17 protein-coding genes are annotated in these 16,242 nt (G+C 39.6%); 4 read left to right on the forward strand and 13 right to left on the reverse strand.

What is annotated here, in order from left to right; translation table 11 throughout:
• Positions 1-22: 22 nt before the first annotated feature.
• Positions 23-1,192, reverse strand: a complete 1,170-nt coding sequence (gene truD / locus ACPLOV_RS05370) for a tRNA pseudouridine(13) synthase TruD (RefSeq protein WP_424910760.1) — start codon at positions 1,190-1,192, stop codon at positions 23-25.
• A 293-nt stretch (positions 1,193-1,485) separates the two neighbouring features.
• Between truD and ACPLOV_RS05375 the strand changes: the two genes are divergently transcribed.
• From ACPLOV_RS05375 to ACPLOV_RS05390, 4 genes are all read left to right on the forward strand, one after another.
• Positions 1,486-3,000: a methyl-accepting chemotaxis protein gene (locus ACPLOV_RS05375; RefSeq protein ID WP_424910761.1), complete on the forward strand. Its 1,515-nt coding sequence runs from the start codon at positions 1,486-1,488 to the stop codon at positions 2,998-3,000.
• A 121-nt stretch (positions 3,001-3,121) separates the two neighbouring features.
• Positions 3,122-3,565, forward strand: coding sequence for a chemotaxis protein CheW (locus ACPLOV_RS05380; protein WP_424909261.1), 444 nt, complete (start codon positions 3,122-3,124; stop codon positions 3,563-3,565).
• An 18-nt stretch (positions 3,566-3,583) separates the two neighbouring features.
• Entirely contained in the window at positions 3,584-4,687 is a 1,104-nt protein-coding gene (locus ACPLOV_RS05385; protein WP_424909260.1) for an HD-GYP domain-containing protein, read from the forward strand.
• Positions 4,688-4,812: 125 nt separating this feature from the next.
• A complete protein-coding gene (locus tag ACPLOV_RS05390) occupies positions 4,813-5,769 on the forward strand; it encodes a D-alanine--D-alanine ligase family protein (RefSeq protein ID WP_424910762.1) in 957 nt (318 codons plus the stop codon).
• On the opposite strand, the gene ACPLOV_RS05395 is transcribed toward ACPLOV_RS05390, so the two are convergent.
• The 12 genes from ACPLOV_RS05395 to ACPLOV_RS05450 are packed head-to-tail and all read right to left on the reverse strand — an operon-like array spanning position 5,738 to position 16,229.
• Positions 5,738-6,664, reverse strand: a complete 927-nt coding sequence (locus ACPLOV_RS05395) for a Cof-type HAD-IIB family hydrolase (RefSeq protein ID WP_424909258.1) — start codon at positions 6,662-6,664, stop codon at positions 5,738-5,740. The two genes, ACPLOV_RS05390 and ACPLOV_RS05395, sit on opposite strands and share 32 nt — an antisense overlap.
• Positions 6,665-6,685: 21 nt before the next feature.
• The gene (locus tag ACPLOV_RS05400; RefSeq protein WP_424909257.1) at positions 6,686-7,465 is read right to left on the reverse strand and encodes a DUF72 domain-containing protein; all 780 of its coding nucleotides are present in this window, start codon (positions 7,463-7,465) and stop codon (positions 6,686-6,688) included.
• 22 nt (positions 7,466-7,487) lie between these two features.
• Positions 7,488-8,150 carry a response regulator gene (locus ACPLOV_RS05405; protein WP_424910763.1) on the reverse strand — a complete coding sequence of 221 codons (663 nt, stop codon included), beginning with the start codon at positions 8,148-8,150 and terminating at the stop codon, positions 7,488-7,490.
• A 17-nt stretch (positions 8,151-8,167) separates the two neighbouring features.
• Complete coding sequence (locus ACPLOV_RS05410; RefSeq protein ID WP_424910764.1) at positions 8,168-9,307, reverse strand: sensor histidine kinase; 1,140 nt, start codon at positions 9,305-9,307, stop codon at positions 8,168-8,170.
• Positions 9,308-9,310: 3 nt separating this feature from the next.
• On the reverse strand, positions 9,311-9,865 hold the full coding sequence (locus ACPLOV_RS05415; protein WP_424909254.1) for a hypothetical protein: 555 nt from the start codon (positions 9,863-9,865) through the stop codon (positions 9,311-9,313).
• Positions 9,866-9,879: 14 nt separating this feature from the next.
• Positions 9,880-10,224 carry a DUF192 domain-containing protein gene (locus ACPLOV_RS05420; protein WP_424909253.1) on the reverse strand — a complete coding sequence of 115 codons (345 nt, stop codon included), beginning with the start codon at positions 10,222-10,224 and terminating at the stop codon, positions 9,880-9,882.
• Between the two features lie 12 nt (positions 10,225-10,236).
• Positions 10,237-11,079: a type II secretion system F family protein gene (locus ACPLOV_RS05425; protein ID WP_424910765.1), complete on the reverse strand. Its 843-nt coding sequence runs from the start codon at positions 11,077-11,079 to the stop codon at positions 10,237-10,239.
• Positions 11,080-11,091: 12 nt separating this feature from the next.
• Positions 11,092-12,045, reverse strand: a complete 954-nt coding sequence (locus ACPLOV_RS05430; protein ID WP_424909765.1) for a type II secretion system F family protein — start codon at positions 12,043-12,045, stop codon at positions 11,092-11,094.
• Positions 11,978-13,384 (reverse strand): CpaF family protein, encoded by a 1,407-nt coding sequence (locus ACPLOV_RS05435; protein WP_424909764.1) that lies wholly within the window; start codon positions 13,382-13,384, stop codon positions 11,978-11,980. Before ACPLOV_RS05435 ends, ACPLOV_RS05430 begins: the two co-directional genes overlap by 68 nt.
• A gap of 6 nt (positions 13,385-13,390) precedes the next feature.
• Entirely contained in the window at positions 13,391-14,545 is a 1,155-nt protein-coding gene (locus ACPLOV_RS05440) for a response regulator (protein WP_424910766.1), read from the reverse strand.
• A 14-nt stretch (positions 14,546-14,559) separates the two neighbouring features.
• Entirely contained in the window at positions 14,560-15,258 is a 699-nt protein-coding gene (gene cpaB, locus ACPLOV_RS05445) for a Flp pilus assembly protein CpaB (RefSeq protein ID WP_424910767.1), read from the reverse strand.
• 17 nt (positions 15,259-15,275) lie between these two features.
• A complete protein-coding gene (locus ACPLOV_RS05450; RefSeq protein ID WP_424910768.1) occupies positions 15,276-16,229 on the reverse strand; it encodes a TadE/TadG family type IV pilus assembly protein in 954 nt (317 codons plus the stop codon).
• Positions 16,230-16,242 lie beyond the last annotated feature (13 nt).

Below are 16,242 nucleotides of genomic sequence, written 5' to 3' on the forward strand. Positions count from 1 at the left end.
AAAAATAGGAAGTGCAAGGAAATTATAACAGGCTCAGGGATTTAACAAGCATTGTAGCAAAGGAACCAGGGGGAAGGACAAATTTTAACTTTATCTTCTCATATCCCCGGTAAAAATCGTCTTCTTCAAAGCCTGAAAAATATAGGTTTTCAGGAAAAACCACTGCTCTTCTCATAAAGGATTTGAAAAAGGATTTTCTTATCTTTTTAAGATTAAAGTCCGAGGGGGTAACCCCTCTTTGCTTCATTACTTCCATTACCGCATTGCGCACCAGTTCTTCCGTTTGCGGTATTTTATAAGAAACGGTAGGCACTTCCAGGTTTTTCAGTTCCTTAAACTTCCTTTCATCCTTTACTTTCCTGTAAATTAAATAGTCCGTTATCTTTCCTTTTACCGGAAATAAATCCTCCACATAAGAGGGGAGTATCAAAGAAAGCGTCCTGTTCCACAGGTAGCTCTGATAGGCTGAAAAAAACATGGAAAGTTCTTCCTTGGGGATAATATTTAAAGCCTTTACCATATTCTCCTTGCTTTTCCCTTTTTTCAGTATTTCGATTATTTCCCTCTCCGTTTTCGTTCTGCACAGCGGCAGAATGGCTTCAAAATCTCCCCAGCGGTTTTTAATTTCCTGTTTTCTTTGTCTTTCTTCTTTTTTATCTTCCGGATGGGTTACCGTAAAATATAACTTCAATGCACCGTTGTAGTGCTTCTTCAGAATCTTTTCCGCAATAAATTCTTCCTCATTTTCCACGCTCCCAAAGCGCTGGTCATCAAAAAAATTTGGAAATCCCCATTCTTTTATCTCCTTGAGCCTTTGTATTATTTTCTCTTTTTCTTCCCTGTCTATTTTTCTCAGAGTAATTTCAAAGTAGTTCCCCTTTAAAACCCTGGGTGAAATGTAATCATTAGAAAAACCCGTAAATTCCAAATGCACATTTTCCCTGTCGAAAACCGGATCGTATTCCCTGGGCACAGAAATGTACTGAAAGGTTAAAGCGTGCCTGTCCTTTCTCCCGGCATTTCCAATTACCTCCATTGGTATATTATTTTCCCTGGAAATGAACTTCAGGGCGTCAACGGTATTCCAGTGTTTTTTTGTTAGAAGGTAGATTCGGTACTTGCCGCCCTTTTGATATTTAATATCTGCCAGTTCCTTTACTATAAAATCCTCGGGAAAAACCTTTATTTTCAAATGCATCACCCTTTGTTTAATTTTTATACTCCCTTTTTTACCAGGCCGATATTAATTCCTCTTTATCAAAGCCATTTTTCTAACTTGATTTCCTCAGCTCCCTTTATTTAAAATTATTTTGCCAAAGCCCCTGCCCTGGTTACTTCCATGCATCCTCTCCTCTAATTTGCGTATTAACATAAAAGGTTTTTCTTTACAATAATTCATAAAAAAATATATATACATTGCACAAAGGAAAAAACGTAAATTTTGTCGAATAATGGAAATTAAAAAATTTGGGGGTGTTTGAGAACTTGCTTTATCTTATATTATTTGTCACCGCGTTGTTGCTTGCAGTTACAATTTACCTGAGCATAAAAATTTACAGAATCAAAAAAACCGCTGGCCAATTGGGCAATCTCCTTGATTCCTATGCAAGAGGCCAGGCGCTTTTTGACCGCATCGAAGAAGATGTGGAAAGGATGATGCCCTCCATAAAAAACCTTCAAAAATATTTACAGAATATAATATACCATATTTTAAAAAACTCCGCCGAAATAGCTGCAGGTTCTGCAAATATTAATTCTTCTTCCAGAAAACTTGAAGAAAACATAAAAGATTTGAACGATATACTTTCCGGTTTTTTAAAAAATGTTATGGATATTAACGACCGCATTGTCAACAGTGCGGCCATTTCCGAAGAATTATACGGAAGTATAAACGAAATCGCTTCTTTTTCGTCAATGGCCATGGATACTTCAAAAAATGCGGCCTCGGATCTGGATATAAGCTTGAAATCCATAGAAGATGCCGTGTCAATAATAGAAGAGCAGGGAAAAGAAATATTTTTTATTTCAAAGGAAATTATGGGGCTGAAAGACCTCTTAAGCAAAATATCATCGGTTTCCGATAATATCAACGAAATATCCTCCCAGATCAACCTCTTATCCTTAAATGCCTCGATAGAAGCCGCCCGGGCGGGATCCGCCGGAAAGGGTTTTGCAGTGGTGGCGGAGGAAATAAAAAAACTCGCTGATGAAACATCGAAATTCTCAAAGGAAATAGTCAATCTCGTAAAGGATATACAAAATTACATTCAAAAATCGGCGGACATATTAGAGCAAAGCTTGAAAAAAGTGGACAGGCAAAAATCGGTCACGGATGACGCCAAAAAAAGCCTTTCAAATATTACAAATGTTATGTCCGGCATAGAGGAGATAATAAAAAATATTTCGGAAAACATCGCATCGCAAACTCAGGCCACCGAACAAATGGCGGAAAACATCCAGGATGTGTCCAACTTTTCCTCTGTGATTGCCGATTCCATAAAAAATGTGGAGGAAATTCTCCATAAACAAAAGCTGTACATTGGCGAGAACTTCTCCCAGATAAAAAATTTGACGACTTCTGTTGAAAATTTTGAAATCTTCACCAGGGAGTTTGACAGCATTTTGGGAGATAAATTGTTAGAAATTGCTCAGGAAGTAGCGGAAAGGCTTACAAAAGAGAATTTTTCCTTGGAAAGGATGCCGGAAATAGCAAAAAGCTACGGAGTTACGGAAATTTGCATCACCGATGAGGATGGTGTGGTGGTTTTAGACAATGACAAACAAAGTTTAAACTTCAGGTTCCCGGAAGATGAAACCACCCAGGCGGGTGAATTCAGGAAAATACTTAAGGGAAAAGCGGATAAAGTAGTGCAAAAAATACAACCCCGAAATGTGGACGGCAGACTTTACAAATTTGTAGGTGTAAAAAGAAAGGATAGGCCCGGTATAGTCCAGGTAGCCCTGAGCATCGAGGACATTTTCCGGCTGACTTCAAAATAATGTCATTAGCGGCAAAAGCCGCTATTTTTTTAAATTTTTTATAATATATCTTGACCGAATTCGACAAAAAAGAATAAAATTATTCTAGGAGTAAAATTTTTCTAATTTTCAGGAGGCAAAAATGAGGCAGTTAGTAATATTTTCTTTGAACGATGAGTTTTACGGAATGGATATTTTCTCCGTAAACGAAATTATAAAAATGCTCAAAATAGTCAGTCTCCCCAATTCGGTTAGCTTCATAGAAGGTATTATCAATTTGAGGGGAAAGGTAGTCCCTGTGGTGGACCTCAAAAAGCGCTTCGGACTCCCAAAAAAGGAATATACCGATGATACCAGAATCCTGGTGGTAGATATAGAAGGTCATCTGGCCGGATTTATAGTGGACCAGGTTCTGGAAGTGGCTTCTATTAACGATGATTCCATAGAGCCCGCACCCAGGGCCCTGATACCGGAAGCGCCCTTTATTGAAGGAATCGCAAAATTCAACGAAAAGCTGGTAATAATGATTAATGCCGCAAAAATCTTCAGTTTGGAGGAAAAACAGGAACTATTAAAAGTAGGTTAAATCCGGGAGGTAATAATTTTGAAGATCCCTGTCGATTTTTTAACCCCGGGAATGAGGGTGCAAAAGCCTCTTTTCGGAAGAAGGGGTGAGCTTCTTTTAAACCGGGGAGTTACGCTCAGCGATAGTCTAATTACCCTGTTAAAAAAGAATAACATCCTGACGGTGGACGTGGAAGGCCCCGTACCTTTTGACGAATATCAAATTAAAGATACTATTTCGGAAAAATTAAGACAGGCTGCCCTTAACACCTTAATGGATTGGATAAAAAACAAGCACGTCTTGAATTTAAAAAGGGTATATGATGTGGTTAAAAGCCTGGTGGAAGAAATCCTTTCCGATAAAGAGGTATCCGATAATTTGACCAACCTCTGTTCTACCGATTTATACACCTTTGCTCATTCGGTAGACGTTTGCATCCTCTCGGTTATGGCAGGTAAAAAACTCGGCTTTAACAAAAAAAAGCTGTATACCCTGGGAATGGGCAGCATTTTACACGATGTGGGCAAACTGGACATCCCTCCCGAAATTTTAAATAAACCCGCAAGATTATCTCCGGAAGAGTACGAGATAATAAAAAAACACCCTATCTACAGTTATGAAAAATTGCGCAAAAGAGAAGACGAGAATCTAAACCCGTACTCTTTAAATATAGTCCTGAACCACCACGAAAGATTCGACGGCAGCGGTTATCCCCGCAGGTTAAAAAAGGATGAAATTTACGAGCTGGACTACCTGTGTGCTATCGCCGATGTATTTAACGCCATGACCACCGACAGGGTATACCGAAAGGCTTTGCCGGTGCATGAGGTTTACGAAATGCTGGAAGGTTCCTGCGACACCCTTTTCCCCTACGATATAACAAAGGCATTTTTATCATGTATAGACCCCTTCCCACCGGGAACCTTAGTAATGCTCAGCACCGAAGAACCGGCCATGGTTATAGCATCTTCCAAACTTCCTTTCAGGCCAAGGGTAAAACTTTTAAGGAGTCTCGAGGACATCGATCTGACAAAAGAACTCAAAATTACTATTAGAAGACAGCTGACTCCGGAGGAAGCGCTAAATTTTGTGCCCACTTTTGAAAGAAGCAGGTTTTACAACTTAATAAATTTGAACCTGTAACATAATTTTGACATAAAATTAAGTTTTTGCTAAAATCTAAACACGGTAACTTTTTTCTTATATAAGCTATGGTTTTAACCCATAGCTTATATATTTTAAAAATAAATGAAAGGGGAGGATGAACCGTGAAGGTAGGGGTCTTCTGGAGGAAGTTCAGGAATGTGGAGTTCCAAAAAAGGATATCCGACAACGTATTTGACGACGCCTATGATGAGGCTTACCATCATTATACTTTCATAAAGGAAAACGGCTACGATGCGGTAATGATTGAATGGAAAAAAGATAATCCTAAGGAAACTTTGAAAAAGATAGAAGAGGAAAAGGTAGACCTGGTTTTCAACGCCTCATCCTTAGAAGAAGTTGCTTTTCTGACCGCTTTTAATATTCCCTTCGTAGGTTCCGGCCTGGATCTGGTATCCCTGGACAAAGCTGCCAGAAAAAAAATAGTCGCCTATCACGAACTGCCAACACCAAAATTTTTTATTTCCAGCAGCCCCGACGATATACCTTCCCATAATTTAAAATTCCCCCTGTTTGTCAAACCTTTGAGGGGACGAAACAGCTCGGGCATCAGCGATGAAAACATTGTGGAAAACGAAGAAGGTTTAAAAAAGGTAATTGCAAAAATCACCGAAAAAATAGGCCAACCCGCCCTTGTAGAAGAATACATTAAAGGAAGAGAAATCACCGTGGGAATCATAGGTTACGAAAACCTAACGGTTTTGCCTCTTTTAGAAATAAGTTACAGCGGTGTAAAGACCAATACTTTTGAACATAAAATGTTCGATAAAGAGAAGATAACCTGCCCGGCACCGCTTCCTCCCGAAATCGAACAAAAAATAAAAAGCACCGCTCTTTCTATTTACAGGGTGCTCAACGCCAAGGATTACGGCAGGATAGATATGATCTTAAGCGAAGACGGCATACCGTACTTTTTGGAAATAAACACCTTTGCGGGCCTCACCATGTCTACGGGGAAAACCCATCACGGATACATGGGTTATATGGCCAAAGCCTCAGGGTTATCCGGCAGAGAATTTTTTGGAGCCATCATTGAGAGTGCGAAAAAAAGGTATTTTTAAAGTGGTTTTCTATAAAGTGGGCTACCCCTTCCTCGTTGTTCGACAGCGTCAGGGGCAGCCCCTTTCTTTTTAATTCTGAAGGTGCATTCCCCATAAGTACCCCCAGCCCGGCGTATTCCAGCATTAAAACATCATTGTAATTATCCCCAAAAGCTATTATTTCTTCCCTCTTTATGCCCAGGATATTAGAAAGCACTTTTAAACCTTTCGCTTTTGATACCTCTCCATCTATTATATCCATGGTATTTTTAACCGCTGACGTAATGTACACGGATTTCCCAAAAATACAATCAAACTTTGCCCAGAGCCAGGATAGACGGGCTGGATCACCGGAAATTACCGCTTTTAAAGGTGGCCCCAGTGAATCCCTCACTTTTTTATCTTTATAAATTCGGGAAAAATATATTTTTAATGTCTCTACGTCTTTTATATTTTCCACCGGAATAAGCACAAAATCCCTTAAATAATTAATAACCCCCGATGGGGAAAGCCTCCGGGCAAAAGCGGAAAACCTCTTCAGTTGAGCCATTTGATAACTTCTTCCGTAAAATATTTTTTTATCTCTCAAAAAAACCTGAAGTTTAATTTCCGGATAACGGCTAACCTCATCGATTATTTTCATTAGTACTTCTTCCTCTAAACCTTTTTCGTAATAAATTTCCCCCGAATAAATATCCCTGATAAGCGCACCGTCGGAAGTAATAAGAGGAGCGTTAACGGAAATATTTTTGGCAATCCTTAAAGCACTATTGTAAAATCTCCCGGTGCATAAGGTCACGTATATTCCGCATTCCATGACCCTTTTTAGCGCTTCTTTTGTTTTTTTCGTAAGAATGTACCTGCTGTTTATCAATGTACCGTCCACATCCAGAGCAATCAGCTTATACCTTTTCATAACCCAGTACACTCCCGGTATTTAATCCGTAAAGTCGCTCAAAAGTTTTAAAAGCTGTTTGGCATTGATAACCGCCTGAGCATTGAAATGGTTGTTCATCGCTACAAAAACCGTGTCGGTTTTTCTTTTTAACTCTTTAATCTTGGGCACCCATTCTTTCAATTCCTCTTCCGTATAAAGGTAATTGTACCTCTCATAAGCCTCCCGATTATTATACCAGTTTTCACTATTTCTTCCGTGAAACCTTACGTAACCGAATTTGCTGGTAGCCACTACAACGGGAGGAAGTAGACCTTTGATCCTGGGTTCATCCACACAGACGAAAGCCATATCTAATTCCCTCAAAAGTTTTAAGATATCCAGTGTTAACCAATCTACCGTCCGAAATTCTACCGCCAGCGGAATTTCATTGAAAGCTTCCCTCAACCTTTTCAAAAAATCCCTGTTTTCGTCATTATTGTGAAAGCTGTAAGGGAACTGGGCTAAAACGCAGCCCAATCTTTTTTCTTCAATAACGGGCTTTATAGCTTTTTTATATTTTTCTAAGGTTTCGGGCGACAGATCCCGCTGATGAGTAATCCCTCCGAAGGCTTTTATGACAAAGATGAAGCTTTCAGGGGTTTTTCTGAGCATATGGTAAAACATATAGGGGGAAGGCATGGAGTAGTAGGTGGAATTAACCTCGGTGAAAGGAAACTCCCGGCTGTAATAAGAAAGCATATCCTTCTCCTTTATACCTTCGGGATAAAACTTCCCTATCCAATCTTTATAAGCGTATCCGGAAGTTGCTATTTTTATCAAATTTAAGCCCCCCAAATATTTTTTATATATCTATAATATTATGTTTTATACCCAGTAATACCGCCTGGGTACGGTCGTTTACTCCCATTTTTTGAAATATATTTGTAAGGTGATTTTTCACCGTTTTTTCACTTATAAAAAGTTTATCAGCTATTTCCTTATTGGAAAGCCCTTTGGCTAACTCCTGTAAGATTTCTATTTCCCTCGAGGTGAGATTGAAGGTAATTTTTTCGTCTTTTTGCGAGAGCTTGTTTATTTCTTCAAATACCTTCGGCGTCATGGAAGGAGGGATTACCCCCTTGCCTGAAAAAACCTGCCTTATTGTTTTTATAAGTTCGTCAGGGGTTACATCCTTCAACAGATACCCGGAAACTCCGTATCGTATTAACTCCAGCAGGTAATCCACCTGCTCGTGAATGGTAAGGGCTATAATTTTTACCCCGGGATTTTCCTTTTTTATTTCCCTGGTTGCAACTATACCGTTAACATTGGGCATATTAATGTCCATCAATACCACATCGGGTTTTAATTTTTTTGCAAGTTCCACCGCTTCCTTACCGTCAGAAGCTTCTCCTAAAATTTCAATATCCGCTTCCAAGGACAATATTTTTGCAATCCCTTCCCTTACCAGAGCGTGGTCGTCGGCAATTATTACCTTTATTTTTTCTTTTTTTTCTTCCACCATCTCATTCCCTCCGGTCTTTATTTCTTTTTTACCGGAATTGAAAAAATTACTTCCGTGCCTTTACCGATTACTGACCTGATTTCGAATTTACCGTTTAAAAGTTGGACCCTCTCCCTCATGCCCATTATTCCGAAGGCCGAGCCTTCTTTTTGGGTCAGTGCTTTTTCCACATCAAAACCACATCCGTTATCTCTAACACTGCCGTTTATTTTTTCGCTCAAATACTCCAATTTTATAATTACTTCAGTAGCCTTAGCGTATTTTCTCACATTGTTTAAAGATTCCTGGATAATCCTGAAAACCGCAATGGCTATGGAAGAATCCAAATCGTATTCCCTGCCCATTACGATCATCTCTACGAATATTCCGTACTCCTTTTGGTACTGCTCTATATACCTTTTTAAAGCGGGTAAAAGCCCCAGATCGTCCAAGGACATGGGTCTTAAATCGAATATTATTTTTCTTACGTCCGCAAGGCTTTTTCTCACGAGCTCTATTAATGCAAATAACTCCTCTTTTACCATCGACGGATTTACTTCCATCAGCTTTAAAATATACTCCGACCTCATAACTATATTGGCAAGGCTCTGCGCAGGGCCATCGTGAATATCCCTGGCTATCCTCCTTCTTTCCTCTTCCTGAGCGGAAATCACCGAAAGACCCAGGGCTTGAAATTGCTGCAGTTCCCCGATTTTATCGCTCAATGCGGAAAGTTCGTTGTTTAAAATCTTTATTACCATGTTTATATTTATCATCAATTCTTCGGAACGCTTTATTGTCCTTTCCACATTTTTTATATACCTCTCCAAATGATCCCTGGTATTTCTCAAAAGTTTTTCCTTTTCCCTCTTGTTGATTAGTTCTATTTGCTTTGAATGGGCTACTTCGTAGGCATTTTTTATATCCTCTTCCTTGAAAAATTTAAAGTTTCTGCTTACCTCCATTAATTTCATTCTCGCTTTAATATATTCTTTTTCCAGCTGATCCACTTCTTCGATTGTAATTTTTATCTCATCTTTAACCTGTTCTAATTCTTTTTTTGCCCTTTCGTACTCCTGTCTTGCGTTCTCGCTTAAATTATAAATTTCTTCTTTGCTGTTTTCCACTACCTGCTTTACCTTCTGGATTATGGAATCAAGATAGGACAGTTCTATCAACTTTTATCCCCCTGCTTCTTTTTTCTCTTTTGCCCTGAACTGATGGACAAGGGATTTCACCTGTAAACTCATCCTGTTAATCTTTTTTGCATTGCTTATTACTTCCTTCATGGCCTCAGCCCTTTTACCTTCATTTTCAGTATTTTTTATAATATTTAACCGGCTGAGTAAACCTTGGGATAAATATTCTATCTCGTTCCCGGTATGTTCCATATATTTTAAAAATCTTTCTAAGTAATCCACAAAATTATCTAAAGGATAAAAAAAGTGGGAAAAGTTCTTGGGAAGATTTTTTGTAAACCTTTTTGATAAATCTCCTCCCGACAATTCATTGGCAGTTTCTAAAACCTTATTCAAAGGAGCTATAATCGTTCTTTTAATATAAATATAATACAAAAAAAGGTCAAATGCTATAATAATTAGAAAAAGAGCTGCGCCGTAATAAACAAGGTGAATTATTGAAAATTTAAGAAAAAAAGCCCCGTACAAAAAATATGCACCGAATATTATGATATTAATAATATTCACAAATATATAAAAAAGTATATTTTTCCACATTTCTTCCACCCCTTTTAATCTTCAATAAAAATCAGCCTGTCTCCTTCTTTTACCGATCCTTTTCTAATCACACCCCCGGGTAATTCTAAAACTTTTATTGCTTTATAAACCACCGGCGAAATACGAAAGGGTTTAATTTCCATCGCTTTTATAACATAATCCTTTTTATCCAAAAAAACCGCGCCGATGGGAAAGCGCATAAAAAATGTATGGATAAAATTACACGGAATTATAAGTAAACCCTCTCCCTCCGAAAAGCTTCTTTCTCCCATTAATCCTCTGAACCTTTTAAAAAAGGTATTTGCTATTCTTAGATTTTTTACCAAAACTTCATCGTTATTATAATTTACTACACGCATTACAATCTCCCCTTAGTTCATAAAAGCCTTCATTATATGGAATACTGCCGGTGCAAGAAGGACGATAAATATTGCCGGGAAAATAAAAAGAATAATAGGGATAAGCATTTTAACCGGAGCTTTCATCGCCATTTCTTCTACTTTTTGCCTTCTTTTTGCCCTTATTTCCCTTGATTGAAGTCTGAGCACATTTCCGATGCTTATTCCGAGCTGTTCTGCCATAATCAGGGAACCCACAAAATTTGATAATTCATCTACAGAAAGCCTATCTGCCATATTCCTTAAAGCCTCCTTTCGAGGCCTTCCCATCCTTACTTCATTTAGCACCCCCGAAAATTCCTTTGAAAGCACCCCTTTTGTTTTTTCCACCACCTTGGCCAGAGCACCGTCAAATCCAAGCCCCGCTTCTACACAAACCGTCAGAAGATCCAGAACTTCCGGAAGGCTTTTTTCTATATCCTCTTTTACCTTTCTCTTTTTCATATCAAGTATCATATCCGGCACAAAATACCCTATCATTCCTCCGGATACTGTAAAAAATAAAACTTTATAATCCACCGCCCCTAAGGTTTTAAAAAATATATAAAAAAGCAATGATGCCAGTGCAGAAAAAATGATTTTTTGCAACCCCTGTTTATTAAAAATGCCGGAAATCTTTGCCGCCATCGGTTCAACTATTCTTTTAAAAAGGGGCAGGGAAAGTTCCGCCTGTCTTAAATTTACTTCCCCTTTTTCGGCAGCCATTTGATATAACCTTTTTTGTATGTAAATCTGCGGTTCGTAAAATTTTCTGGCAAATTCAATCGCTAATAACTGAATGAATAAAAACACGGTCATCGAAATAAATAATAACATAGTAACCCCACCTCAGTATTTAATATCCACTATCTTTCTTATAATCATAAAACCTGTTATTTCACCCAGAAATGCAATTAAAACAAGGATTCTCCCCAGAGGATTTATAAAAAGCTCTTTTAAATATTCGGGATTTACCGCCAATATAAAAAAGGTCAGAAACACGGGCAAAAGTCCAATTATCAGCCCGGAAATTCTCCCCTGGGCCGTCAGAGTCTTCACCTCTCTTTTAATTCTAATTCTATCCCGGATAACCGTTGAAATATTGTCCAGTACCTCAGCTAAGTTTCCCCCCACCTGTCTTTGGATTAAGACCGCGGTAATGACCAGGTCTAAATCTTCACTTTTTACCCTTTTTGAAAGATTTTTCAGCGCATCTTCGGTAGAAGCACCAAAATTTATCTCTTTTAAAGCCCTGAAAAATTCCCTTGATAAAGGCCCCTTTAGCTCCTTTTGAACAAAATCCATGCTCTGTAAAAAGCTGAATCCCGATTTTAACGCCCCGGACATAATGGTAAGGGCATCGATAATAGAAGAATTTATTTTTTGCAGCCTTTTTTGTCTTGCGGATTCCAGCAAAAGGAAAGGTAAAAAAGATACAAGAATAGAAATAAGAATGGAAATCATCGTATTGACGGTGATCGCAAAGACAAATATAAAAGAAAATACAAAGGAAAAGAAAACAATGCTGATAAATTCCTCGCCTTTTAATAATACATCCGCCTCTTCTAATTTGCTGTCCACAAACTTACCCAGGGATTTCGCAAAGGAAAAATTGCCCCCCCACTTTATCATGTTTTTTAGTACGCCTTTAAAATCGGTTTTCCTTTTAATATCCGGTTTTTTATTCCCCGCTCTCAGCCTGATTAAAAAACTTTCTTCTTTTACCCTCATCTTTTCATAAACGTAAAACACCATCAAAAAAACGACGAGAAAGTTTAGCAGTGGAAGGATTTGAAGTATCATTTTTTACCTCCTCGCTGTAATCCGGATTAAATATTGTCAGGGGAAGTTTTATGCCGTATGCCTCGAACCTATCCATGAATCTGGGGAGTACTCCGCTGGATTTAAAATATCCCTGCACCTTGCCATTTTGGTCAACCCCGGTTTGCACAAAAGTAAAGATATCCTGAAGCACAATTACATCGCCTTCCAGCCCCTGAACCTCGGTAATGCTTACTATCTTTCTCGTGCCATCCTTTAACCTGCTCTGGTGAATTATAAGGTCAACAGCCGAAGCAATCTGCTCTCTTATTGCCCTTACAGGAAGGTCAACGCCGGCCATTAAAACCATTGTTTCCAATCGGGAAAGCATATCTCTTGGAGAATTCGCGTGACCAGTGGTTAAAGATCCGTCGTGCCCGGTATTCATTGCCTGTAACATATCCAGGGCTTCTCCACCCCTTACCTCTCCTACCACAATTCTGTCCGGCCTCATCCTGAGAGCGTTTCTTACAAGGTCCCTGATGGTGATGGCGCCCTTTCCTTCGATGTTGGGCGGACGGCTCTCCAGTGTGATCACATGGGGCTGCTGCAGTTGCAGTTCAGCAGCGTCTTCTATTGTGATAATCCTTTCATTTTCCGGAATAAAAGAAGAAAGGACGTTTAAGGTGGTAGTTTTACCGCTTCCCGTTCCGCCGCTTACCAGGATATTCAGCCTCGCTTTTACGCAGGCTTCTAAAAATACCGCCATATTTTGTGTCAAAGTCCCGAATTTAATCAAATCCTGAATGGTGTAGGGTTTTTGAGAAAATTTTCTTATCGTAATTACAGGCCCTATTAGCGAAAGGGGAGGTATGATGGCATTCACGCGGGAACCGTCGGGTAATCTCGCATCCACCATGGGCATGCTTTCATCAATTCGCCTGCCGATGGGCGCTACTATTCTCTCTATTATGTTCATAACGTGTTCTTCGTCGCGGAAAGCTACATCCGTTAATTCGATTTTCCCCTTTCTTTCCACATATACCTTTTTTGGCCCGTTCACCATAATTTCGCTAACTTCCGGATCTTCTATAAGTGGGGTTATGGGTCCAAACCCTATTATCTCATTGATCATTTCCTGGGCAATTTTTTGTCTCTCACCTTTTGTTACATATTCCCCTTCTTTTGCTAAAAAGTCTTCGGTATATTCTTCAATTTTCGCTTTTAGCAATTCCTTGCCTTCGTCCCCCACGTTAAGGTTTTTTAATTCCTCTACCAGTTTTCTGTGGAGCCTTGATTTAAGCTCATTCAACCTTTTTATGTCTTCTTCCTTTATATTCTTTTGTATCTTAGCACCTTCAAGTTTTTCTAACAGGGACATTTTTTATCACCCCAGGTTTAGCTTTTGACAAAGTTCTGCAACAGACAAAGATATTTTGGCCTTTGGTAATCCCACCACAAAAGGGGTACCCTTATTAATCGAACTTATCACCGTTTTTTCATCACCAGCTATGGAAGCAAAAATTTTTATTCCCAGGGCTTTTTCTATATCTGCGGGTGTAAAGCCGACATTGTCCTTTTTGTTGAGGATAATTTTCACCTTTTGATCTAAATTCAACTTTTTTAGAATTTCCATGTCGATTTTCGCCCTTTTTAAAGAGGAAATATCCTGATTTAAAAGCAATAATATATGCTCCGAAGCCTCCAGTGCGCTAATACCTGCATCGCTGTAATAACTGGGCACATCCACTATAACATAATCAAAATTTTCCTTTAATATTTTGATTATCTCTTCTACTAAATTTGAAGTCAGGTATTCGGAAAACTCCGGGTTTTCAGGAGCAGCCAGTATTTTTAACCCGGAGACATGAGGAAGTAAAAATACCTGGAGAAACTCGTAGTTTATCTCTTCCTGTTCCTTTATCAAATCTATGATGCTGGTGGTAGGCGCCACATTGAGCAACAGGGCCACATCTCCAGCGCTGATGTCCAGATCCACAAGTACTACCTTCTTATTTGCGTCTTTTATCAGCTCTGAAGCTAAATTCACCGCAATGACGGTTTTCCCTACCCCGCCTTTTGTAGAAAATACGGAAATCACCTTGCCTTTTTTTTGCAAGCTCCCTTCCTTTTTTTCCGCTCTTTGTACCCCGAGAGCCGAGTTTCTTTTTTGCTGGTTTTCGTAAACCCTTCTTATAGTATCCGAAAGTTCCTTGGAGGAAAAGGGTTTTATAAGGTATTCCCTGGCTCCTGCGGCCATTGCTTTTTTAAGGTATTCATTCTCTCCCTGGATGGAAATAATAACGATCGCCGTATGAGGATTCAAAGTGGTAATTCTTTCCGTAGCCTCAATTCCATCCATTTTGGGCATATTAATATCCATCAGTATAACATCCGGATTTAACTCTTGTGCCAAACTTACTGCTTCATATCCGTCCGAAGCTTCTCCGATCACTTCAATATCCTTTTCAAAATAAAGCAATCTTTTTATGTCATCCCTGGTAGTCGGTATATCATCGGCAATAACTACCGTAATGGCCATGTTAACACCTCCGCTCATCTGAAAAGATTTTCAGCTTTTGTAGAATTTAACTGCGTTTTCCCCGAATCCTGAGGCGACCTCAAGGACAAATGAATGCTTCCATGCTGGACGGCAAAGGCTATTTGCTGGGCTTCCTCGGGGGTCACCATTAATGTAACCGTTTTGGGTTCAACCTTTGTCTGTCCCTGAGGGCTTAAATTGTAATCAACAGCGAGCACCGGCACATTTTGTATTATCGTTGAAGTTACCGCGTACTTTTTATCCGGGGGGGCATCAAAGGTTACCAGTACATCTACCCTGTCTCCGCTGGATAAAAGTCCGTTCAGAGCCGTTACATTATTCACTGGAATGGAAATTGCCCTTTTCCCGGGTTCAATTCTCAACGACAATCCGGCAGATGGGTCATTTTTATCAAATAACATTTCCTTTTGTATCATTTGCCCGGGCAGTATCTCGTATTTTGAAATTTTTCCTACCACATCCTGTTTTTTTAAAACATTATAAGGTGCGTATTTTAAGGGTATCTCTTTTTTTACTAACATGTTTTCCTCAATCACAGTTTTAGGCGGAATTTTTTTTGCCGCCTCCGCCACTTCTATAAACTCTCCGGCAATCTTATACTTTTGCTCTAAATCGCCGAGGTATTTGTAAGTCCCAAAGGCTGCCAGCAATCCGAGAATAAGCGCAAGAAATAATATTATTTTGCTCCTCACATCTATTCCCCCATTTCCTATTCCACCAATTTAGCTGCATGAAGACCATAGTTTTGCTGGGAACCGCTTATCGTAAAATCAGATCCATCCGGAGGTATCATTTTTAAGAAATACCCGGTAACCTCGTTTTCGTTGCCGCTTCCGGAAATACCTTTTATTAGAAAGGCCGCGAATCCTACAATCTTTACCTTATCCCTTCCCTGTAAAAGTGAGGAGGGGTCAAAAACAGGCACTATCATTATTCTGGGACAACCCGGATGATAATTTTCTATACTGCACTGGGGGCTATGGGGACACGCATTGAGCCGGTAGTTCACACCTCTTTCGGTGGGACCGGACATATTGCCGGGCTCGGTTTCCACCCAGTCTCCTACCCTTAAAAAACCGCTGTAACCGTATTTTAAATTGTTTTCATAATTGGCGGACCCCCTAAAGCCTAAGGCCAACGCTCCGTAATTTCCGGGCCCATATTCATCCTTTGGAGCTGCTTTTAATGTATAGAGTCTACCGTATTCGAGATTTTGGTCGGGAATCCCGAAAGGCACCACTCCCGTTATCCCGTTTACCGCACCGTAAACCGAAGAAGCCTTTGCCTTTATTTCCACATTATTAAAACCCATTACCCTCATAAAGGTAAGGTTTACGTTTTTTTTGCCTTCGACGGTTATTTTGTTTTGCTCGGGTACTATAAAAACCGTCAGGTTTTCAGCGGAGTAACCGTTCATCTGAAAATATTCCGCTGCCCTTTCCCGGGCACTTTCCTCATCGGGAAGTTCATAGGCACCCGCAATAGCCGCAGCATCGCACGCCTTTTGAAGCCTTTCCCTTTCCAGCACCATTAGCCCTGTATCCATAAAAAGTCCCGTCATTCCCAGAATTACCGGCAGGGATAGGGCAAAAAGCACCATCGCCTGGCCGCACTGCCCCTTGATAAATCCTACAATTTTTTCTTTAATTACCTTTATAATCATTTCATGCACCTCG

The organism is Thermovenabulum sp. (assembly GCF_049723235.1).
Lineage (GTDB): Bacteria > Bacillota > Thermosediminibacteria > Thermosediminibacterales > Thermosediminibacteraceae > Thermovenabulum.